Source organism: Methylovorus sp. SPW-M1 (genome assembly GCF_053848825.1).
Map to the genome: position 1 here is coordinate 918728 of NZ_CM132626.1, position 20059 is coordinate 938786.

General features: G+C 57.2%; 16 protein-coding genes and 1 riboswitch. Of the genes, 6 read left to right on the forward strand and 10 right to left on the reverse strand.

The window, feature by feature from the left end; translation table 11 throughout:
- Positions 1-17: 17 nt before the first annotated feature.
- Positions 18-491, forward strand: coding sequence for a DUF2141 domain-containing protein (locus tag ACWWD9_RS04330; protein ID WP_244948202.1), 474 nt, complete (start codon positions 18-20; stop codon positions 489-491).
- Positions 492-598: 107 nt separating this feature from the next.
- Here the strand turns inward: ACWWD9_RS04330 and ACWWD9_RS04335 are convergent, their stop codons facing one another.
- Entirely contained in the window at positions 599-784 is a 186-nt protein-coding gene (locus tag ACWWD9_RS04335) for a hypothetical protein (RefSeq protein WP_015830562.1), read from the reverse strand.
- A 323-nt stretch (positions 785-1107) separates the two neighbouring features.
- Between ACWWD9_RS04335 and ACWWD9_RS04340 the strand changes: the two genes are divergently transcribed.
- Positions 1108-2304, forward strand: coding sequence for an MFS transporter (locus ACWWD9_RS04340; RefSeq protein ID WP_455867828.1), 1197 nt, complete (start codon positions 1108-1110; stop codon positions 2302-2304).
- Here ACWWD9_RS04340 and ACWWD9_RS04345 read toward each other — a convergent pair.
- From ACWWD9_RS04345 to ACWWD9_RS04365, 5 genes are all read right to left on the reverse strand, one after another.
- Positions 2291-3178: a bestrophin family protein gene (locus tag ACWWD9_RS04345; RefSeq protein ID WP_455867829.1), complete on the reverse strand. Its 888-nt coding sequence runs from the start codon at positions 3176-3178 to the stop codon at positions 2291-2293. The genes ACWWD9_RS04340 and ACWWD9_RS04345 overlap by 14 nt on opposite strands.
- A gap of 10 nt (positions 3179-3188) precedes the next feature.
- Positions 3189-4580 carry a di-heme oxidoreductase family protein gene (locus ACWWD9_RS04350; protein ID WP_455867830.1) on the reverse strand — a complete coding sequence of 464 codons (1392 nt, stop codon included), beginning with the start codon at positions 4578-4580 and terminating at the stop codon, positions 3189-3191.
- Positions 4577-5893 carry an ABC transporter substrate-binding protein gene (locus ACWWD9_RS04355; RefSeq protein ID WP_455867831.1) on the reverse strand — a complete coding sequence of 439 codons (1317 nt, stop codon included), beginning with the start codon at positions 5891-5893 and terminating at the stop codon, positions 4577-4579. The genes ACWWD9_RS04350 and ACWWD9_RS04355 overlap by 4 nt, the downstream gene beginning before the upstream one ends.
- A gap of 14 nt (positions 5894-5907) precedes the next feature.
- Complete coding sequence (locus ACWWD9_RS04360; protein ID WP_455867832.1) at positions 5908-7920, reverse strand: TonB-dependent receptor plug domain-containing protein; 2013 nt, start codon at positions 7918-7920, stop codon at positions 5908-5910.
- 163 nt (positions 7921-8083) lie between these two features.
- Positions 8084-10180 carry a TonB-dependent receptor gene (locus ACWWD9_RS04365; protein ID WP_455867833.1) on the reverse strand — a complete coding sequence of 699 codons (2097 nt, stop codon included), beginning with the start codon at positions 10178-10180 and terminating at the stop codon, positions 8084-8086.
- 116 nt (positions 10181-10296) lie between these two features.
- A riboswitch (cobalamin riboswitch) is annotated at positions 10297-10492 on the reverse strand.
- A gap of 191 nt (positions 10493-10683) precedes the next feature.
- Here ACWWD9_RS04365 and ACWWD9_RS04370 point away from each other — a divergent pair.
- Positions 10684-11172, forward strand: a complete 489-nt coding sequence (locus ACWWD9_RS04370) for a hypothetical protein (protein ID WP_455867834.1) — start codon at positions 10684-10686, stop codon at positions 11170-11172.
- A gap of 31 nt (positions 11173-11203) precedes the next feature.
- Here the strand turns inward: ACWWD9_RS04370 and ACWWD9_RS04375 are convergent, their stop codons facing one another.
- A complete protein-coding gene (locus ACWWD9_RS04375; RefSeq protein WP_455867835.1) occupies positions 11204-12139 on the reverse strand; it encodes a patatin-like phospholipase family protein in 936 nt (311 codons plus the stop codon).
- A gap of 444 nt (positions 12140-12583) precedes the next feature.
- On the opposite strand from ACWWD9_RS04375, the gene ACWWD9_RS04380 reads away from it, so the two are divergent.
- Positions 12584-14950: an EAL domain-containing protein gene (locus ACWWD9_RS04380; protein ID WP_455867836.1), complete on the forward strand. Its 2367-nt coding sequence runs from the start codon at positions 12584-12586 to the stop codon at positions 14948-14950.
- A 201-nt stretch (positions 14951-15151) separates the two neighbouring features.
- On the forward strand, positions 15152-15472 hold the full coding sequence (locus ACWWD9_RS04385) for a hypothetical protein (RefSeq protein WP_455867837.1): 321 nt from the start codon (positions 15152-15154) through the stop codon (positions 15470-15472).
- A gap of 51 nt (positions 15473-15523) precedes the next feature.
- On the opposite strand, the gene ribA is transcribed toward ACWWD9_RS04385, so the two are convergent.
- The 3 genes from ribA to ACWWD9_RS04400 form a co-directional block, all read right to left on the reverse strand.
- Positions 15524-16150 carry a GTP cyclohydrolase II gene (ribA, locus tag ACWWD9_RS04390; RefSeq protein WP_455867838.1) on the reverse strand — a complete coding sequence of 209 codons (627 nt, stop codon included), beginning with the start codon at positions 16148-16150 and terminating at the stop codon, positions 15524-15526.
- Entirely contained in the window at positions 16137-17189 is a 1053-nt protein-coding gene (locus tag ACWWD9_RS04395) for a sigma-54 interaction domain-containing protein (RefSeq protein WP_013442750.1), read from the reverse strand. Before ACWWD9_RS04395 ends, ribA begins: the two co-directional genes overlap by 14 nt.
- A gap of 71 nt (positions 17190-17260) precedes the next feature.
- A complete protein-coding gene (locus ACWWD9_RS04400; RefSeq protein WP_455867839.1) occupies positions 17261-18469 on the reverse strand; it encodes an acyl-CoA dehydrogenase family protein in 1209 nt (402 codons plus the stop codon).
- Positions 18470-18906: 437 nt separating this feature from the next.
- Between ACWWD9_RS04400 and ssuD the strand changes: the two genes are divergently transcribed.
- Complete coding sequence (ssuD, locus tag ACWWD9_RS04405) at positions 18907-20052, forward strand: FMNH2-dependent alkanesulfonate monooxygenase (RefSeq protein ID WP_455867840.1); 1146 nt, start codon at positions 18907-18909, stop codon at positions 20050-20052.
- Positions 20053-20059 lie beyond the last annotated feature (7 nt).

A 20059-nucleotide genomic window follows, 5' to 3' on the forward strand; every position in this document is an offset into this window, starting at 1 on the left:
AGTACAAGGCGGCCATCATGCCGCCTTGGCCCCTGGCGAAAGATACCCACAGCAAGGAGTGTTACGTGCGTTACCCCCGTTTATATATCGGTCTTATCCTCGCAAGCCTTGCGCTGCATGCCTCGGCAGAAGGGCTGCCACTGGTGGTCAAGGTAGAAGGCGTGAAGAATGACAAAGGAAATATCCGGGCGGCTTTATATGACAAGGCCCAAACCTTCCGCAAGGAAGCCGAAGCGGTCGCTGTCGTGCAGCAAGCTGCCAGCCCCGGCGAAGTCATCTTGCGCTGGAATGATCTCAAGCCCGGCCGCTACGCCGTGGTGGTGTATCACGACGAAGATGCCAACGGCGAACTGAACCGCCGCTTTGGCATGTTCCCCACCGAAGGCTATGGGCTATCGAACAATCCCAAGGTATCCGGCCCGCCGCCGTTTGAGCCCAGCGCATTTGAGTTGAGTGGCGCGACGGAAATCTCCGTGGAGCTGCATTACTAACTGAGGATATGAATCAGAGGTTGCTTTGATTGTGGAATCAGAAAGAGCTCTTGTCAGGGGATATAAAAAAAACCGCCAAACAGGCGGTTTTTTTTATTGCGGCAGGCTTAAGCCGTGGTGTCGATCTGCGTACCTACCGTAGCCGATGGCGCTGGCTTGGGTGGAGGAGGAGCCTCATTCGTTTTCTTGCTGGCTTCGTTTTCGTCTACTGGCGGCTTGGGCTGTGCCTGCTGCGCAGGAGGTGGTGGCGGTGTATAGCTGGTGCTGGTTGAGCTTCCTACGGCGGATGACATGATGATCTCCTGAAAAGTCACTAACTATTATTAGGCCTTGCTGTTTACTGATAACGACAGCATCCACCGAGAATTAAGGGGTGGCTGCCAAATATTTTCTTCAATTTCCCACAGCAGAAAGCAAGGTGCGTTGCCTGCGCTAGCGCGTCGGCGCGGCGTGATCGACAGGCTCCAATGCCTGCCATGCGTCTGCATAAGGCTTGCGCTCAGTCATTCGACGTATGGAGCGCATTTGCCGGAGTCTGTTAGTTTCTTTTCCATGATGAACCGTCCTGCGGGCGGCCTGTTTCATCGTCATTTGAAACTTCCCGTTGAGGCCATGCATGCATCCAGCTACAAAAGAATCCCCCTTGCCGGCTCTGGGCGTTGGCATTGTCGCCGTCGTACTGGTGGCCCTTGCACTGCGACCATCGATTGTCTCTGTCGGCCCGATTTTGCCGCGCATTATCGATGCGTTTGCCTTGTCGCATGCGCAGGCTTCTCTGCTGACGGCGATACCTGATTTGTTGATGGGCCTGCTGGCCTTGCCTGCGCCCTGGCTGGCGCACCGGTTTGGCCGCGACAAAACCATCGTGACAGCCCTGGCGATACTGTGTCTGTCTACCTTGGCCCGTGCTTTCGCGCCGGATACGCTGGCCTTGCTGCTGAGTACTGTTGGTGTTGGCGCAGGCATCGCCGTGACCGGCACGCTGCTCTCGGGCTACATCAAGGTGAATTACCCGACCCGCGCGGCGGGGGTGATGGGGATTTATGTGACGGGTTTGTCCTTTGGCAGCACGCTGTCTGCCGTGATTACCGCGCCCATGGCAGAGAGTGTGAGTGGCTGGCGCCTGCCCGCGGGCATCTGGTCGGTGCTGGGGCTGCTGGCAACGCTGGCCTGGGGCTACGTCTATTGGCAGCATGTGCGCACGCACGATGCCAGCCAGAAGACCGTGGCTGTGCGGGCGCCCTTGCCATGGCGCAATGCCCTGGCCTGGCGGGTTGCCGCTTTTTTTGCCTGCGTTAACCTGATTTTTTATGCCATGGTGACCTGGACGGCGGCGGTGTTTCTGGAGCATGGCCTCTCCAGCAGCATGGCCGGTGTGCTGCTGGGGTGCTTTACCGCGGCCTTCATGCTGGCAAGCCCGGTGTTCGGGGCTTACAGCAAATCACTGGATCGCCGCGTCTGGCTGGTATCCAGCGCCGTGATTACCTTGCTGGGGCTGGTGGTGATGACCGTGGCGCCGCTATGGGCGCCGGTGCCGGTGATCGCCATCACCGCCTTTGGTCTGGGCGGTGCCTTTACCCTGGGCATGACTTTGCCGCTGGATAACACCGCCAACGCGAGTGAAACCAACGCATGGACGGCATTTGTGCTCACCATTGGCTATCTTGTCGCCGCGACTGGCCCGCTGGCATTCGGCTATCTGCGCGATGTAACAGGCAGCTATGCCAGTTCGCTCTATATGCTGATTGGCATTTCCGGGTTAATGATAGGCATGGCCTGCTGGCTCAAGCCTGCCAGTGCTACAGCAGGATAAAATTCTCGGGCTTCTTCAACGGCGGCAACTCTTGCACGCCCATGGCCTGCAGCAGGTTGATTTCTATCTGGCGCGACAGCGCGTCGATGGGCAATGCATTGGGTTGCATGCTAAAGGGGGCTTCCAGCTCATCGCCCAGCGCATCCAGCCCAAAAAAGGTATACGCCGCCAGCGCGGAGGCAAAAGGCGTTACCCAGCCCAGGCTGTCAGCGAATCCAAATGGCAGCAAAAAGCAGAAGGTGTAGGCCGTGCGGTGCAGTAGCAGCGTGTAGCCAAATGGTACCGGTGTTGTCAGCAATCGCTCGCATCCGCTCTGGATGCGGGATAAATGGGCAATGGTCTGGTCAAGCAGCGAATAGGGGATATCGGTCAGGATGCCCTGGCCGCGCAAAGCGATGATTTCCCGCTGCATGTCTTCCAGGAAAGCTTCGGGCGAACCTGTCAGACTGCGGGTGGTGAGTTGTGTTTCCAGATCTTCGCTGGCCCGCAGCTGCTGGCGTAGCGCATGGGTGAAGCCGATGGCCATGCGGAGCAATCGATCGCGGGCTTCCGCCGAGGCGGCGGTGATGATCATGCTCTGCCGCGCCAGGGTACGGGTGGTGCTTACCAGCTCGCCCCATTGCTTGCGCGCTTCCCACCAGCGGTCGTAGCAGGCATTGTTTCTGAAGGCCAGAAACACCGACAGCGCGATACCCAGCAGGGCAAAAGGCGCGCTCTCGAAAGTGGGCAGCCAGTCGGGCCGCAGCCTGTGCGTCAGCACAATCAGCGCAGACATCACGGTAATCACCACAATACGCGGCAATATGCGCATCACGATGGAGCCGCGCACAATGAAAAACAGATGAATCAGGCTGGGGCGGTTGCGGATGATCATGGTTAGCGGCTCATAAAGATTCCATAAAGGCGAGCAAGTCGGCCAGTTCCTGCTTTTGCAGGCGTTCAATATAGGCTCGCGAAGCGCGGGCCTCACCATCATGCCAGTAAATGGCCTCAAGAAGACTTCTTGCGCGCCCATCATGCAAAAAACCGGCGCGTGGCTCGACGATGTTGGCGAGCCCTATGCCCCACAGCGGCGGCGTGCGCCATTCCGAACCGGATGCCATGAAATCGCGCCGGTGGTCTGCCAGGCCGGGGCCCATATCATGCAGAAGCAAGTCAGTGTAGGGGCGTATGGTGTGATTGGCGAGGGGCGTCAACACGTCCTTGCCGGTTTTAAGCTCAGGCACATGGCAAACCGAACAATGCGCCCGGCGAAAAATGCGGGCCCCGCGCATGACGGCGGCATCTGCGGTATTGCGTTGTGGCGGCACCGCCAGCATCTGCTGGTAAAACACCATGTCATCAAGCTGCGCCGCTTGCAGCTCAACAGTGGAAGACTGTGCCTGCAGGCACGTGGTCTGCAAGCGTCCGCAATTGCCGGTGGGGAACACCTGGCTGGTAATGCCCATATCACCCACCAAGGCGCTGGCAGTTTGCAGCCGCAAGCTGGCGGTGTTGGCTTTCCAGCCGAAGCGCCCGGCGACCATGCGCTGGCTTTCCGGGTCCCACACTCTATTCAGCCGGCCTTTGATGCCAGCGGGTTTTTTCTGCCTGGTCAATGCCTGCAAGGTGCTTATCGGGATAGCTTCCAGCAGGCCTGCGCCATGCAGCGGCGGGGCAATGCGGGCCGAGGTAAGAACGCCGGAGTTTGGGCCTGCGTTTGTCGGTTCCATCATCAGGGGTTCAAGCGCACCGTATGCCGGGTGCACAAATCGGATATGCGGCTGCCGCAGTTCCAGATTGCCAAGGGGTGTTGCCACGTGTCTGAAGGAATAGTGAAGGCTGGCCTCGCCTTCGCCGGGTAAACCCGGTACGCCAAACTCGTTCAGCTGATCGCCATAGAGTGGATGTGCCACCGGGCCGCCGTGCATGCCCACGCCGGGCACGCTCAATCGTACCAGCATGGTTTTGAGTGACTCCTCCGGACCATCGGGTGCATAGCCTCGTCCGTTTTTGGTGTGGCAGGCAATGCAGGCATTGCGGTTATAGAGCGGGCCCAGACCTGCGATGGCGGTGTCTTCTGAAGGCGGGATCACCCAGCTTTGCCGCACCAGCTGCCTGCCACGGTAAAAACGTTCGAGCTCGCTGGAGCTGAGTTGAGGAAGAGGCTGGGTATAAGCTTCCCGCAGATAAGCTGGTGCAGGCGCACGGGTCCGGTTATCTGTAGTGTCGGCAAGCGCTATGCCTGTCCAATATATCCCCAGGCATGTGCCCCACAACAAGACCCAGCGCTTCATGGACTTGCTTGTACGGTTGCCTGCTGTATCAGCGCCAGTGCGCGTGCATGGCGTTGCTGTATTTGCTGATCCCAGCGTGCTTCATATTGGGCGGCTTCCGCCTCATAGTCCGCGTTCTCCCGGCGGGCGCGGAACACGGTTTGCAGATGGGTATCTTCGGCTTCATGTTCACTGATTAATGGCATGGCGGCGAGGGACCTGGCTTCTATCAGGGCTGGGTTGGCGGCTGTTTGCTTGGCTTCGGCCCGGCGTAGCTGTTGCCACAGGCTATCCAGCGTGGCTTTGGGGCGCGTGATGCAGGCATCAAAGATGGCCGATGTCAGCGCCTGACGGCTTAATAATGCTTCCAGTGTGATCTGGTTGGCGGGACTCACCGCTTGCGCAAACGGATTGAAATATCCCGCTGGCGCCTGCCGATAGGCCGACGCCCTGACCGGCAGTTTGCGAATATCCGGATGAAACAGCAGCGCCTGACCTGTATCTGACAGCACGAACGCCACAAACGCCTCGGCTGCCGCCAGATGGCGTGAGGACTGCAGTATGCCGATATGCGCAGGGGAATATCCCACATGGTGCGGGTAAACGAAGTTGAGCGGCTGCCCATTGGCGATAGCGGCATTGGCGAAAAAGTCGATAGTCAGGCCGACAGCGAAATGGCCACTGCTGACATCGTCGGTCACGAAGGTGGAGCCTGCTGTGGCTAGCTTGGCCTGCGCGGCCATCTGCGTGATGACGCGCCAGCCTTCATTCCAGCCCAGTGCGCCCAATATGGACTCATACAGCCCGGGCGCAAAGCCCACCAGGGATGGAATGGGCAGAGTGACCTTGCCTGCCCAGGCAGGGGAGGCAATATCCGGCCAATCTGTCGGCAGTGGCAGTCCGCTCGCCTGTAACGTTTTTGGATTAACCACCATGCCATAGCCGGCAATCTCGGACGCGAAGACGCCATGGTCCGGGTCGGCGATCTGCGCGCCATTGATGCGCTCGGCGATGCCATCAACCGCTGGCAATTGACGCAATTGCGCCTGCTGGCGTAACTGCAGGAAGTTGCGCAATGCCGGGCTCCAGTAGACATCGACGCCACCATTGCCGGGCTCGGACAACAGTTTCTGCGCATCTGCCGATTGCCGCCAGATGACCTCCAGCCGGTATTCCGGATGCGCTTGCTCAAACGCCGCCTCAAACTGGCTGACCATCTCCTGCGGGTAACTGGTCAGCACCACAAGACGCTCTTCGGCGCGAGCTTGCAGGCTGATAGATGCGATGCCTAGCGCCAGCAGCCAAAGGCCAATTGGTTGGAATTGTTTGATCAAGCGCATATCCGACCTCAGAAACGACGGGTGACGTTAAAAAACATATTGCGGCCAGGCATGGGGTAGCCTTCAATGTAGGTGTAGTTGCGATCGAACAGATTGTTGATGCCGAACTCCCCACTCCAGAGAGCGGATGGCTGGTACACCACTTTGGTATTGGCAATGCCAAAGCCGCCCGAAACCCGGGTGCCAGTGGTGGAGCTATAGCGCGAGGAGTTAACTTCAGTGCTGGCTACCAGCGACCACATGTCATTGGCCTGCCATTTGCCATAGCCAAACAACTTCTCACGCGGGATGTCCGTCAGCTTGTCATCGCTGCTTTTGTTATCCCGGTCCAGATAGGTGTAATTGGCGCCGATTTCCAGAGCATCGGTGGGGAAGACGGCAAAACCGAGTTCCGTTCCCGAGGTAAGGACTTTGCCCACATTGCGGAACTGAGAGCACTGGCTGCCGCTAGAGCAGGCGCTATTCGGGAGGTTGACTGCCTGAATAAGGTCGGTGGTGTCGTAATAGAACACGCTCGCCATTAGTTTGAGTTTCGATGTCACAAAGCCGGAAGCCCCCAGCTCGTAGTTGGTGGAGAATTCCGTGTCGAGATCAGGATTGGGCACGGCACGGCCAAAGCGGCCAGAGTAGCGATCCTTCATGGTGGGGAAGCGGCTCTTGCGTGCGATGGTGGCGTGGACTTCATCCGTTGCATTGGGCTTGTAGAACAGGCCTGCTTGCGGATTCCAGGAATCGGCGTCGCCTTTCTTGAAATCGTAAAGCTGGTTGGCATTGTTCAGGCCTTCGGCCTCGAGTGTTTCGCGACGGTCGCGGCTCACCCCCAGCACCAGGGCCAGTTTTTCCGTAATCTGGTGCGTGTCTTCCACCGCCAGCGAGGTCGTTCTGTCTTCAAAATTCTGAACCGGGTTGCCCTTGTTGTGTTCCTCGTGTTTGTCCTGTTTGATGTGTAGCGCAAACTTCAGGGTGTTCTGCTGGTTGATGGTGGTGCCGAATTCGGTGCTGGCGCCATAGCTGTGGTCGTTGTAGATGCTGGTGAAGGCATAACTGCGCGTCATGGACGAGTAACGGGCATCGTCGTAGCTGTTCAGCACATTGCTGAATTTGTCGTAAAACGCGCGCACTTTCAGATAAGACGATTGGCCGATAGCGGTACGTGATATGAAGTAAAGGCTGTCTTTATCCCACTCGGGCCAGCGCCAGTAGCGGATGGACTGTGTGCTGTCTGAGCCGGCATATACCGGATTGCCTTTTGAGCCGCGCTGGCTGATGTAATTCAGGCTGTATTCATCGCCCTCACGCGGGGTAAAGCCGATTTTGAGGTTGATCTTGCCATCCTGCGTGTAGGAGTTATCGCGCACGCCGCCGTCCTCATAGGTGGTGGGCTTGAAGTCGGATGACATGCGGTAGCGGTTGGTGTCCAGCATGGAGCCACTGGCTTGCCAGTACCAGGTGCCATAGTTGCCCCCGGCATTGATGTCGGTGCGGTAACCGTTGTATTTGAAATCCTTGTCGGTCTTGAGCCCAACCGTAACATCACCTTCAAACTCTCTGGAGGGTTTGCGGCTGACCAGATTGATGGCTCCGCCCAAGGTATTGGGGCCATATAGCACCGAGCTGAAGCCTTTGGCGACCTGCACGCTGGCAAGGTCAAAGGTATTGAAGCGCGCCAGGTCCACATAGCCGTCATACGAGACATAGACCGGAACGCCATCAATGAAAACAGGCACTTGTCTTAAGTCAAAGCCACGCAACTGCAAGGTTTGCTCGTTGCGTGGACCGCCCTCGGAAAGAGCCACGCCGGGCAGGGTATTGACGGCGGTTCCCACGGTTTCGCGGTTCAGCAGACGCATCTGACTTTGAGTGACGGTGTCGCTGGAGCCGTTGACAGCGCTGTCGTTCGGGGCGGTGACCAGGACCTCCCCCAGGTTGAAAGTATTGATGTCTGCGGCTTGCGCTGTCAGCGCCATACCTCCCAGTATGGCGGCGGTCAGCCGTGCATGCTTGTTTCTGTTGAGCTTCATAGGATCCCCCTTTAAAAGTGACGTCATTCTAATAGGAGGTCTTTCGTTATGTCCAATTGAATATAACGAGTGATGTAAAGAGGGGTGTTTCAAGCTGTTTGCGATCGACATGCTGGGTCTGTCTTGGTCAGGGCGACATGATGGCATGCCGCCCCGATGACAATCAGTAGCTGACTTCGGCGGTCAGTTCCAGACTACGTGAGGGGCCGAAGATGAACTGGCTGGTGTCGTAATAGGTGCTGGCGTAGAGCTTGTCACCCAGATTGCGGGCGTTGAGGCGCAGGGTGGTGTGGCGGTTGGCACGCCAGGCAATGTTGGCGTCATACACGGTATAGCCGGGCATGACCGAGGTGTTGGCCGTGTCGGCGTAGCGTTGCCCTGTCAGTCGGGCCCCCGCGCCCATGGACCAGTCACCCAGCTGGTAGTAAACCCAGGCGTTGGCGACTTTCTCCGGTACATTGGTCGGCGTATTGCCTGCGCGTGAGGCACCGCTTTCCAGCAATTCGTCATAGCGCGCCTTCAGCAGTGCCACATTGGCGTCTACACGCCAATGTGCGCTTGGCAGCAGCAGGGTGGAAAGCTCCACACCGCGTGAAGACTGCTTGCCGCCTTGCACTGTCAGCCGCTGATCGGCAGGGTCGCGTGTCAGGATGTCGTCCTTGGCGATGTGGTACAGCGCCAGCGTCACTTCGCCTTTGCCCTGATCCAGCATGTGCTTGATGCCGACTTCGGCCTGCTTGGCGGTGGTCAGCTTGTAGGCTTTGCTGCCGGGACGTAAGGAGACGATGGATGATACCGGGTCCGAGCCCTGGCTGTATTGCCCATACACGGCCAGGCCAGGAGTAGCGGTGAACACCGTGCCCAGGCGATAGGAAAAGGGCGAGTAATCCTTGTCGAACGAAGCGCCGGTGATCAAGTTCTGATGATCGACATTGATCCAGTCCTGGCGCAAGCCTGCGGTGAGCTTCAGCTGCTCGGTCAGGTCCAGCGCATCTTCCACAAACAGCGCGTTTTGCAAGGTGCGTGCCTTGAATTCGGGGATGGTCGGGTCCAGCGCGGCATCGGAGTAGTAACCCGGCGCAAAACCCTTGGCCGGCACGGTGTTACTTCCATCCGTGCCATCATAAAAGTTGTCGATATAACGCAGATCCACGCGCGTGGTTTCCCAGCCCATGACCCAGCGGTTCTTGTGGCCGAAGGCATCGGCCACGCTGGCCAGTTCAAGGCGGTTGCCCAGCTGCTTGAGCTGGTGTTTGATCTCGGTATAGCCAGATCGCGTTACGGTATTGCTGGCACTATCGAGAGCATAGTATTCCAGGTTGCGCCAGTGGCGGCGGCTGTTAAACCAGTAGCTGATGTTGGTGAGTTTCAGGCTATCTGAAATATCCCATTCCACCTTGGCGCGCAGGCGGTCATCGGCAAAATCCATGGCACTGTCTTGCACGTTGTAATTCTGCTTGCGCAGGCTGCTGTCGATGCGGCCATCGCGCAAAGGGATGCCGGTGTATGTGGTCGGGGAGTCTTCGCTATGATCAAAGGTGAAATCGACGCGCAGATGATCGCTGGGCACCAGTTGCAGGCCGCTCATGAGCTTGCGGCTCTGATGCTCGCCACGGTCCACATAGCCATTGCCGCCGGTGGCGGAGGCATCAATGCGGAATGCGCCTATCTCGCCCACGGCCCCGGTGCCTCCCACGCCAGCGCGGTATTCGCCGCGGCTGCCCCAGCCGGTCAGTGCTTCAAATGAAGCATCCCGGCTCGGCGCCTTGCGTATGCTGTTGATGATGCCACCTACGGTGCCGGTGCCAAACAACACCGAAGCTGGCCCGCGCAGCACCTCGATGCGTTCATAGCCCCAGGTGTCGGAGGGAAACGTGATCGTGCTGGCGGCGGTCAAGAGCCGTACGCCATCTTCTGCCTGACCGATGGAATCATTGCCACTAAAGCCGCGCGCTGAATAGGCATTGCCCACGCCGAGATTGCTGATGTCGCTGATACCGGTGCTGCGTGATATGGCTTCACGGATACTGGTATCGCCGCGGCGGCGTATGGTGTCGGCATCCACGGCCTCAATGCTGGCGGGCGTTTCAAATGGCGTCAGGCCGAGGCGGCTGCCGGTGGAAAGTGGCTGTTTGAGGCGGGATTCGGGTTTGAGGCTTTGTGCGGATACTTCGACTTCTTCCAGCGGCTGAATATCTTCAGCGTAAGCGGACAAAGAAAAAAGCAAGCCGGTCAGGCTCGCCATGGCAGTACGTTTCATGGGCGTTTCCTAAATGTTCGCATGCGACCCCGCATGCCGATTCATCATGGAAAAACCACAGAGCCAGAGTATGAGATGGCTGACCAGCCTTGCCCAAACACCGCGCCCCGCGGTAGTTCCTTCGTGACTGGCAGGCCGGTCTCCGGGCTCGCGAGGCTTGATGCACCGCCTTCCCAGGCACAAGGCCCAGTGGCGTCGATGGCACATCCATACTCGCTTACCGTTGCGGGGGCAGCACAGGCATTTCACCTGTTTCCCGTTTCACCTTTCCCCTCGAGCGAGAGGGCAGGCACCTGGCAGTGTGCATAGATTATAAAGGGGAAGCTTGAATAAGTATTAAGAAATGTTAAGAGGTGCGCGCAGTGGGCCTTTGGCAGGAGAAGGTGACAATTCTGTCACCCCTGGATCGACGGATTTTGCATGGGCTGTATACTTTCTGCATAAGTCTTGATCTGGCTGCATGAGGCCTTTCAGCTCGTGAAACTCTCTTAATTATTGGGCGCATGAACCTTCTGTTTATATCCGCGAAGCTTGCCCGGCTGGTGCCGCTATTTGGCGCTGCCGGACTCCTGTTGACGCTATCGGCCTGCGACAAACTGCCCGGCTGGGCGGCTGCCTTGTTGCATACTGAGGTCAAGACCAGCCCACTCTCGGGGCCAGACAAAAACCGGGATGGCATACGCGATGATATTGAGCCGCTGATTGCGCAATCCTCCAGCTTGCCGCAGGTGGTTTCGGTCAGAACGACCTATGCGAAATCGCTGCAAAAGATCGTGGAGTTTGATTTTGAGCATGCCCAGATGCTGTCCGTGTTGAAGTCGGAATACTCCCGCAGCCTGGCTTGTGCCATGCTGGTGGACGATGGCTTTATCGACAAGCTGAATAGCGCGACTTTCAACACCCCGCAGCGGATTCAGCAGCAGGATGTATTTCAGAAGAGCATCAGCGGGCAGGCTTTTGATTTTGATTCTCTGTCCCGCTTGTGCAGTTAGCCGGGATATTGCATGGTGACGATGGCAGCGCTTAGCGCGCCAGCGCCTGATAGATCTTCTCCAGCGTGGCCTTGTTGGCTTTGATCAGTTTTTTAGCTTCCGCTTTCAGGTTTTCAATATTGCCCTTGGTGGCGTTATCCATGTCATCCGAGGCGATGCTCAATTCCGTTTGCAGCCGGTAGTAATGGTCGCCCAGTATCATCTGCATCTGATAATTGGCGGCATCGGCCACTCCATCAAACATGCAACTCAACAGCGGTAGCACCCAGCCAGCCTTGCCCCAGTCTTTCGCCTCATCAAAGGTAATCGGCCTGATCAGCTCGCCAGTGCCTAGCGAGACCAGCAGAAACTCGGTTTCATCCGGGAAAATGCGTTTGGCTTCGGCATAGGCCGATACCGAGGGCGAATTGATAAATACGCCACCATCCACCAGAGTTTTCAGCGAGCCCGCCACCTCGATCTGAGTCGGTTCAAAATAGGTAGGCGCGGCTGATGTGGCACGCGCCACGTGCTTAAGCAGCAGCGGTTTGTGTTCGTCTTTCCAGCTCTTGAAAAAGATAGGCTCGCGGTTTTGCAGGTCATAGCTGGTGATCAGGGTGTTGGTCAGGCAGTCCTGCAGCGCGTCATCTTCAAAATACTCCTGCAGCACCTGCTCAATGCCATCGGCGGAGTAAAGCTCATCGGCAATCCCGCCTATGGAGGACACGCCTTTCCACAGCGAACGCGAGAAGATCTCCTTGCCGCGGGTTTCATAGATATTCACCAGGTCTTTCGCCGCATATCTGGCTTTGCCCGAGGCATCTTTTCTGGCGCAGCCTATCGCCAGAATGCCGCCGGTCGACGTGCCCGCAATCAGGTCAAACAATTGCCAGACCGGCTTGCCCAGATGGGCCTCGATATCGGTCAGTATCAGTGCCGGGATCAAGCCGCGGATACCACCTCCATCAATGCTTAAAATTGTTTTCATCTCAATCCTCCTGAAAGTGTTGATCTGTAAAGCAGCTTCAAGTCTTGCGTATCGTTTTGCCCGGTGCGGTGCAACTTCTGTGCGTGTGCGGAAATGAGGAATGCAATGCATGCGCGCGCCCGGTTTATTTTTATATTATTCAGTTGCTTACTGCTGGTTGCCAGATGCATATTAAGCCTGTTTTGCAGCGAAGGGGAGTCAAATTATCCAGACCTTCGATATGCGGCCCTCAGGCTGCAAGTCTGGTCACCCCATATGCGATAAGTCATTGCTATTATTTGAATCGGCAATACAATCCTCCCATCCTTCAAATGTGATTCAAGACACAATTATTCAGGGTCAAGATTTAATCCTGCGGACCGTAAATTCATCACACGCCAGCGTGTTATGTAGCCAAAGTTGACTCGCGGTCTTAACGGCAAAACAAGAACTATTGAGTGCGGGATGCGACTAGCTAAATTCAAATATTCAGGACAGGCCATCACGGCAGGCTTTGCACTGCGCATGCTGATACAGAGCCTGCTGGCACTGGTATGCATTTCGGCCGCAGTTTATGCGGTCAGTGCAGAGCAACTGGAAAGTGGCGGCTTGCCCTTTGCCAGCAAGCCTTTGACCTCAGATACACTGGAGCTGACAACCCAGGAGTTCGCCTGGCTGAAGGCGCATCCGGTCATCAAGGTAGGTGTGCATCACGGCTGGATGCCGATCGAGTTCCTGTCGGAGGGCAACGAGTTTCGCGGCATCACCGTGGATTACCTCAAGCGCTTCGAGCGGCTTCTGGGCGTGCGTTTTCAACGCAGCGAATACTCCGAAAATCCGGCGACCGAAACTGCCGACATGCTATCCGGTATCGCCAGCGTCAAGTCGCTTAATGGCAGCCGCTTTGTGGCGCTGCCTGAGCCTGTGATTTCGGTGCCTTACACCATCTATATCCACAAGAAAAACGACACCATCCGCACCTTTGCCGACCTCCAGCACAAGCGCGTCGCAGTATTCAAGAATGGTCCCCTGGCTGGCTTGTTGACCAAGGATCAGCAGGGTATCGAGTTATTCAAGGTGGATATCGCCGAAGAGGCCTTTGTGGCGCTGGAAACCGGCAAGGTAGATGCCTACATAGGCAATCCGCTGGTGGTGGATTATGTCTCGAATGTGCAGGGCATACGCTATCTGGCCAAAGCTGGGTCCACGCCTTACAAAGCCAGCGTGAACATGGCGGTGCGCAAGGACTGGCCAGAGCTGGCCAGTATCCTGCAGAAAACACTGAAGCATCTGGAGCCAGAGCGTAGCGACATTCTGAATGACTGGCGCCTGCAGCCCGGCAGCAAAACCGGTTTATTGCCTTTTCTGCTGGCAGGCCTGCTGTTGCTGGCGACCATCATTGTGCTGCGCGGCTATCGGCTCAAGCGTGAAGTGGCAAGGCAAGCGGCAGCCTCGCAAAAACTGATCTGGAAACAGGCCAATTACGATTTTCTGACCGGCTTGCCCAATCGTCCCATGTTCCACAAACAGCTGGCGGAAGAAATCCATAAATCGCTGCAACACCAGCAGCCGCTGGTGCTGATGTTTCTGGATCTGGATAACTTCAAGCAGATCAACGATCAGCTGGGGCATTCCATCGGTGACAAGCTGCTGGTGGAAACCGGCGCGCGTATCGCCGCCGTCGCCCGCGATTGCACACTGCTGGCACGTCTGGGTGGCGATGAATTCACCATTGTGCTTTCCAATGTGCAAAACCAGCAGCAGGTGGAGTGGCTGTGTGAGCGCATTCTGCGCCAGGTATCGCTGCCATTCACCATTGAAAACCACGTGGTGTATGTGACCACCAGCATAGGCATTGCGTCTTTCCCCGAGCACAGCCGGGATGTGGAAACGCTGATGAAATATGCCGACCAGGCCATGTACGAGGCTAAACGTCTGGGCCGCAACCGTTACCAGTTTTTCTTGCCATCCATGCAGGAGCTGGCCGCACACAAGTTGCAGGTCAGCAATGATTTGCGGCATGCGCTCAACCGGCACGAGCTGGTGATGTACTACCAGCCGATTGTCGATCTGGCGACCAACGAGATACACAAGGCCGAAGCGCTGGTGCGCTGGCAGCACCCTGCACGCGGACTGGTGCCGCCCTTCGAGTTTATTCCGGTGGCGGAAGAGACCGGCATGATCAATCGCATGGGCGACTGGGTGTTCCGCCAGTCAGCACGCGATACGGTGACGCTGGTGCAGGAATCGCTGGCCTCGCGCCGTACGCCGCCTGATGGCAATGTGGTGGATGCGACCATCTTCCAGGTCAGCATCAATGTGTCGCCGCTGCAATTCCAGAGCAGCCAGGAGTTGCAGACCTGGCAAGCCTATCTCGACCAGATAGGCCTGCCTGCGGAGTGCCTGGCCATTGAAATCACCGAAGGCCTGCTGCTGGATGCGTCTGATCAGGTGAAAGCCACCCTGACCCAATTCCGTGATGCCGGTATTGCCACCTCAATTGATGACTTCGGCACCGGCTATTCCTCGCTGGCCTATCTCAAGAAGTTTCATATCGACTTTGTCAAAATCGACCGCTCCTTCGTGCAGAACCTGGGTGCCGGCAACGACGACATGGTGCTATGCGAAGTGATTGTGGATATGGCGCACAGACTGGGCATGCGCGTGATTGCCGAAGGCGTGGAAACCGAAGCCCAGCTGGAACTGCTGAAGCGCGCAGGCTGTGACTTTGCCCAAGGCTATCTGTTCTCGCCCGCCTTGCCGTTTGATCAGTTCATGACCTTTGTGCAGGACTGGCGCAAAGACGCTGCTAGTTGGCCTCGAGTCCATTAATGAAGCGAAGGAAAACATCTGATAATAGTGGTGTTATTGAGATTTTATCGCGTGAGCAACATCTAGACTTGCTCTTAAATTAATGCCAAAGCATTTACCCACTTGGATTAACTTTTGGTGTAAGTTGGAAACTTAAGAAGTCAAATTGTATTGATGTATGCAAAAGACTCTTGTCTTCGGTTTTTTTAAATGGGGGGATTTATGGTTACTACGCATTCCTGTATTGCTCTCTGCTTACATTGGCTTTCGCTAATTATATTAATCTTTTCATCAGGCTTTTGGATATACGCATGTTTCGCAAAAGTAATCGCAATAAATGATGAGTCAGTTAAGCCCTTTGACAGACAATTTAAAACTGATACAGATTTGTTAGGTGTTCAGACTGATTTAAATCGTCCTGAAGGTGAACGCCGTACTATTTACTACAATGCTTCATACCAGAAGCAAAGTTATTTCAATGCAATCGCGGCTTTTTTAACAGGCATAGGTATCTTGCTCCAAGTGTTATCAGAAATTATTTAAATTTGATGATGTGGTAAGAGCGGCTTGAAATAACAACTTTCCCACTACCGTTTAAAGCGAATGTCTAAGCTTGACGCGCTTGGTGTCGAGGTAATGCTGGTTATGGGGTCCGGCGACCATGCGCAACGGTTGCTGGCTGGGGGCAAAGCCGCTTTCTGCCAGGCATTGCAGTTTGTCCGGGTTGTTGCTCAGCAATTGTACCGAGCGCACTTGCAGGTCATGCAGTATGGCAATCGCCGCATCATAGCGGCGGCTATCCACCGGCAAGCCCAGGGCCAGATTGGCTTCTACCGTATCCAACCCCTGATCCTGCAGATGGTAAGCGCGTATCTTGTTCGCCAGGCCAATTCCACGGCCTTCCTGCCCGCGCAGATAGACCACCACGCCTAGTCCGGCATCGGCGATAAGCTGTTGCGAGCGTTGCAGCTGTTCGCCGCAATCGCAGCGGCTGGAGCCAAACACATCGCCAGTCAGGCATTCCGAGTGCAGGCGCACTAACACTTGCTGCTGACGTGCCACCTCGCCCGCCACCAGGGCCACATGCTCGATCCCGCTATCCGCTTCGCGGTAGACATGCAAATCAAACTGGCCATGCCGCGTGGGCAAAGGCGCGCTGGCGATGCGTTCCACGCGCTGGCCGGCGACAGGGGGAAAGCGCAGCGCCTCACTTGAGCGCATTGATCGCCCCCATCTTGATCAGCTTGGCCCGCACGATATTGCGGCTGATGCCGAGCAGCTTGGCGGTTTGTACCTGGTTGTTGTGGCAATGCTGGTAGGCGGTGCGGACGATGGTATCTTCCAGCTGCTCAAACAGGTCAGGCGCGCCGGTCTCAAAGTAGGCATGCAGCACTTCCTGCAATTGCGACTGATGGGCATCCCGCCCCGTGCTTTCGGCTTCGCGCGGGCGATGCAGCGAAATCGACGACAACTGCAGGTCTTCGCTGCGCACAATGTTGTTTTTGCAAATGAGCAGGGCGTGGTGAATGATGTTTTCCAGCTCGCGAATATTGCCCGGCCAGGCATGGCTCAACAGCTTGGCCTTGGCGTGCTCATCCAGCGTGATCTCGCCGTAGCCGAGTCGACGGCGGTATTCCGTCACAAAATATTCGGCCAGCGGCAGGATATCGCCGGGGCGGTTGCGCAGGGTGGGCAGCTCCAGATGGGCCACGCGCAGGCGGTAAAACAGATCCTCGCGGAAATGCCCGGCCAGCACGGCTTCTTCCAGCCGCACATTGGTGGCGGCTACCAGCCGCACGTCAATCGGCGTCGCCTTGCGGGCGCCGAGTCGTACCACTTCACGCTCTTGCAGCACACGCAGCAGCTTTACCTGAATGCTGGGTGGCAGGTCGCCGATTTCGTCCAGAAACAGGGTGCCGCCATTGGCCGCTTCAAACCAGCCAGCCTTGGCGCTGAAGGCACCGGTAAAGGCGCCTTTTTCATGGCCGAAAAGTTCGCTTTCGACCAGGCTTTCTGAAAACGCCCCGCAATTGACGGCAACAAAGGGCTTGCCCTTGCGCTGGCTCAGCTCATGCACATAACGCGCAATCAGTTCCTTGCCGGTGCCGGTTTCGCCGATGATCAGCACATTGGCGTCACTGGGCGCAATCATCTTGATGCGGGCCAGCAGCGCCACGGATTTGGGGTCTTCAAACACCTGGGCCGTCGCTCGAATCGAGGTGGTCAGCGCCTGCGAGTTCGGGAGTGTCAGTAAATTCATCGAGTCGTCCTTTACAGCCGTTTCTATCGGATCGTCCGGGAAATATTCAAAATGTCGTGTATTCAGCATATTCATGAGTAAAACGTGGGGGTGGGATACTGCTGTTTCAGTGCCCATTGCCCCAGCTCCTTTATCTTGTAATCCAGAGGGTCATGCAGGGTATGCGTGCGCAGGTTGCGCCAGTGGCGGTCCAGTCGCAATCCGGCATGCGTGGCACGTGAGCCTGCGACTTCAAACATGCGGCTGGTGATATCCAGCCCCACGCGGGTCGCCATCACTTTGGCCGTGCTGATGCTGACAGCCACATGGCCGCGTTCAACATCGCTTAACAGGTTTCCTTTGCTCCATGCTTCATCCAATCGTGTGGCGGCCAGATCGCACAAGGCGCGCGTGCTTTCCAGCCCGACCCAGAAATCGCCGTAATGCCCGAGGATATAAGGGTCGGCATCCGTGCTGGCAACATCAGCCCCTTGCCAGGGGCGTGCTTCGTGCAGGGTGTATTGTCTGGCGTCTTCAAACGCGCCTTCGGCAATGCCCAGGTAGATATTGGTCAGTATCAGCTGCGCGACCAATGGCCGCAGACACGAGAAAGGCGTGCTCAAGGGACCGGGGTCAGCCAGCACCTCGTGGGTTTCTACCCGCACCTTTTCAAAGTTGACGCTGCCGCTATCGGTCTGGCGCTGGCCGATGTTGTCCCAGTCCTGAATCACGGTGATGCCGCTGCGGCCGGTAGGCAGGGCGGCAATCACCAGCGCGCCGTCTGATTGCTCAATGGCCGAGGCAATCAGCATTTCCGAATCCAGCGCGCCCGAGCAAAAGCTCTTCTTGCCGGAAAACTCGCGCCAATGGCTGAAAGGGCGGCTCACCGTGCGGGTATCCAGCGGATTGAGCGCATTGCCCCAGAACCATTGCAGGCGGGCGGTTTGCTCAAACCAGCGTTCCCATTGCTCCTGCTGTGAAAACAGCCTGACCGTGGCCAGCATCAGATGCTGAAAGCCAAAGACGTGGGCGAGCGAGCTATCGGCCTTGGCAAATTCGCGTATGGCCTGCAGGGTTTGCTGCCAGTCGGCACCCAGACCTCCATATTGAGCAGGGATCGCCATGGCGAGCAAACCGCTGGCGCGGATAGCGTCGCGTTGTTCTTTCGGGGTGCCGCCAAGGTGGTCACGCTCAATGGCCGTCAGGGCGAATTCCTTCGCCAGGGCACGGGCGATTTCCAGCGGCGTTCTGGGTTCCAGCTCAGGGTAGAGCGCATGTACAGAAGGTTGATGTATAGCCAAAAGTTATATTCCTGCTTGCTGTTATATAAACCATACAGCACATAACATGCCAGCCCAAAATACTTGTTCGTCATATCGATATGCTGCTGTGGCAGCAACGTGGTCCGCATGCAGACTTTTCATCCTGTGCCTGGCAAACCCAGACGTGGCGCGGGTTGGCCTGCTGTGTCGCCAGAGTGGCCGTGTTTTTTACGCGACGGTCACATCCCTGAGCGCTGCAGGCAAATCCTGCCGAGTTGCTGCTCAGTCAGCACACAAGTCAATCCGCTGCTGATTTAGCAGCACATTTGCAACAGTTCTGCCTGAAATCCCCCATAAAACCGCGCTTATCCCCAATGGCATGCTCTTTGCTGAACACTGTGCAGCCATCCTGTTTTCGGATGTGCCCGGAATTCCCCATCATTTTGTATAGCCATACTTGTAAAGAAAGACACGCGATGCAGATATTCTGGTTTTTGCCCACGCATGGCGACCAGCGTTACCTGGGTACCTCTTACGGTGCCCGGCCCGCCACCTACAGCTACCTGAAACAGATCGCCCAGGCTGCCGATCGCCTGGGTTATGAGGGCGTGCTGGTGCCCTCGGGGCGCTCGTGCGAGGACCCGTGGGTGGTGAGCGCGTCGCTGGTGAACGAAACCCGTGATCTGAAATTCCTGGTGGCGGTGCGCCCGGGGTTCACCTCGCCCACCGTGTCTGCCCGCATGGCTTCCACGCTGGATCGCATCTCCGGTGGCCGTCTGCTGGTGAATGTGGTGGCCGGTGGCGACCCCGCCGAGCAGCAGGCCGATGGCAGCTTTTTATCGCACGACGAACGCTATGCCGAAACCGCCGAGTTCCTGCAGGTATGGAAGTCGGTGCTGCAAGGCGAGACCATCAGCCTGGAAGGTGACTATATCCATGTGAAGGATGCCAGCCTGCCGACCGGCGCTTTCCAGAAACCTTACCCGCCGCTGTTTATCGGCGGCTCATCGCAAGCGGCGATTGATCTGACGGCAGAACATATTGATGTCTATCTGACCTGGGGCGAACCACCTGCCGCCGTGGCCGAGAAGATTGCGACGGTGCGCGCCGCCGCTGCCGCCCGGGGCCGCAGCGTGAAGTTTGGCATACGCCTGCATGTGATCGTGCGCGAAACCTCCGAAGAAGCCTGGCAAGCCGCTGACCAGCTGATTTCGCATGTGACGGACGAAACCATTGCTGCCGCCCAGGCGGCGGTGGCGCGCTTTGATTCGGTCGGCCAGCAGAAAATGAGCGCCCTGCATGGTGGCCGCCGCGACCGTCTGGTGGTGTCCCCCAACCTGTGGGCTGGTGTCGGCCTGGTGCGCGGTGGCGCGGGCACCGCGCTGGTGGGCAGCGCACAGGAGGTGGCAGATCGCATCAAGGAATATGCCGATCTCGGCATCGACCATTTCATTTTCTCGGGCTATCCGCATCTGGAAGAGTCTTATCGTGTGGCGGAACTGTTGTTCCCCCTGCTGCCACTGTCCGTCAAGGCAGGCAGCGAGGCCGCCATCAAAACCAATCTGACCGGCCCGTTTGGCGAAGCACTGCCCAATCGCGGCCCTCAAGTCTCCGCTTCCTGAAAGATCT

What these genes read in the sequence shown, in the direction of transcription:
- ACWWD9_RS04380 (WP_455867836.1), top strand. Translation starts at nt 12,584, where the DNA reads ATGCGACTAGCTAAATTCAAATATTCAGGACAGGCCATCACGGCAGGC.
- ACWWD9_RS04395 (WP_013442750.1), bottom strand. Translation starts at nt 17,189, where the DNA reads ATGAATTTACTGACACTCCCGAACTCGCAGGCGCTGACCACCTCGATT.
- ACWWD9_RS04335 (WP_015830562.1), bottom strand. Translation starts at nt 784, where the DNA reads ATGTCATCCGCCGTAGGAAGCTCAACCAGCACCAGCTATACACCGCCA.
- ACWWD9_RS04370 (WP_455867834.1), top strand. Translation starts at nt 10,684, where the DNA reads ATGAACCTTCTGTTTATATCCGCGAAGCTTGCCCGGCTGGTGCCGCTA.
- ACWWD9_RS04330 (WP_244948202.1), top strand. Translation starts at nt 18, where the DNA reads ATGCCGCCTTGGCCCCTGGCGAAAGATACCCACAGCAAGGAGTGTTAC.
- ribA (WP_455867838.1), bottom strand. Translation starts at nt 16,150, where the DNA reads ATGCGCTCAAGTGAGGCGCTGCGCTTTCCCCCTGTCGCCGGCCAGCGC.
- ACWWD9_RS04385 (WP_455867837.1), top strand. Translation starts at nt 15,152, where the DNA reads ATGGTTACTACGCATTCCTGTATTGCTCTCTGCTTACATTGGCTTTCG.
- ssuD (WP_455867840.1), top strand. Translation starts at nt 18,907, where the DNA reads ATGCAGATATTCTGGTTTTTGCCCACGCATGGCGACCAGCGTTACCTG.
- ACWWD9_RS04375 (WP_455867835.1), bottom strand. Translation starts at nt 12,139, where the DNA reads ATGAAAACAATTTTAAGCATTGATGGAGGTGGTATCCGCGGCTTGATC.
- ACWWD9_RS04345 (WP_455867829.1), bottom strand. Translation starts at nt 3,178, where the DNA reads ATGATCATCCGCAACCGCCCCAGCCTGATTCATCTGTTTTTCATTGTG.
- ACWWD9_RS04350 (WP_455867830.1), bottom strand. Translation starts at nt 4,580, where the DNA reads ATGAAGCGCTGGGTCTTGTTGTGGGGCACATGCCTGGGGATATATTGG.
- ACWWD9_RS04360 (WP_455867832.1), bottom strand. Translation starts at nt 7,920, where the DNA reads ATGAAGCTCAACAGAAACAAGCATGCACGGCTGACCGCCGCCATACTG.
- ACWWD9_RS04340 (WP_455867828.1), top strand. Translation starts at nt 1,108, where the DNA reads ATGCATCCAGCTACAAAAGAATCCCCCTTGCCGGCTCTGGGCGTTGGC.
- ACWWD9_RS04365 (WP_455867833.1), bottom strand. Translation starts at nt 10,180, where the DNA reads ATGAAACGTACTGCCATGGCGAGCCTGACCGGCTTGCTTTTTTCTTTG.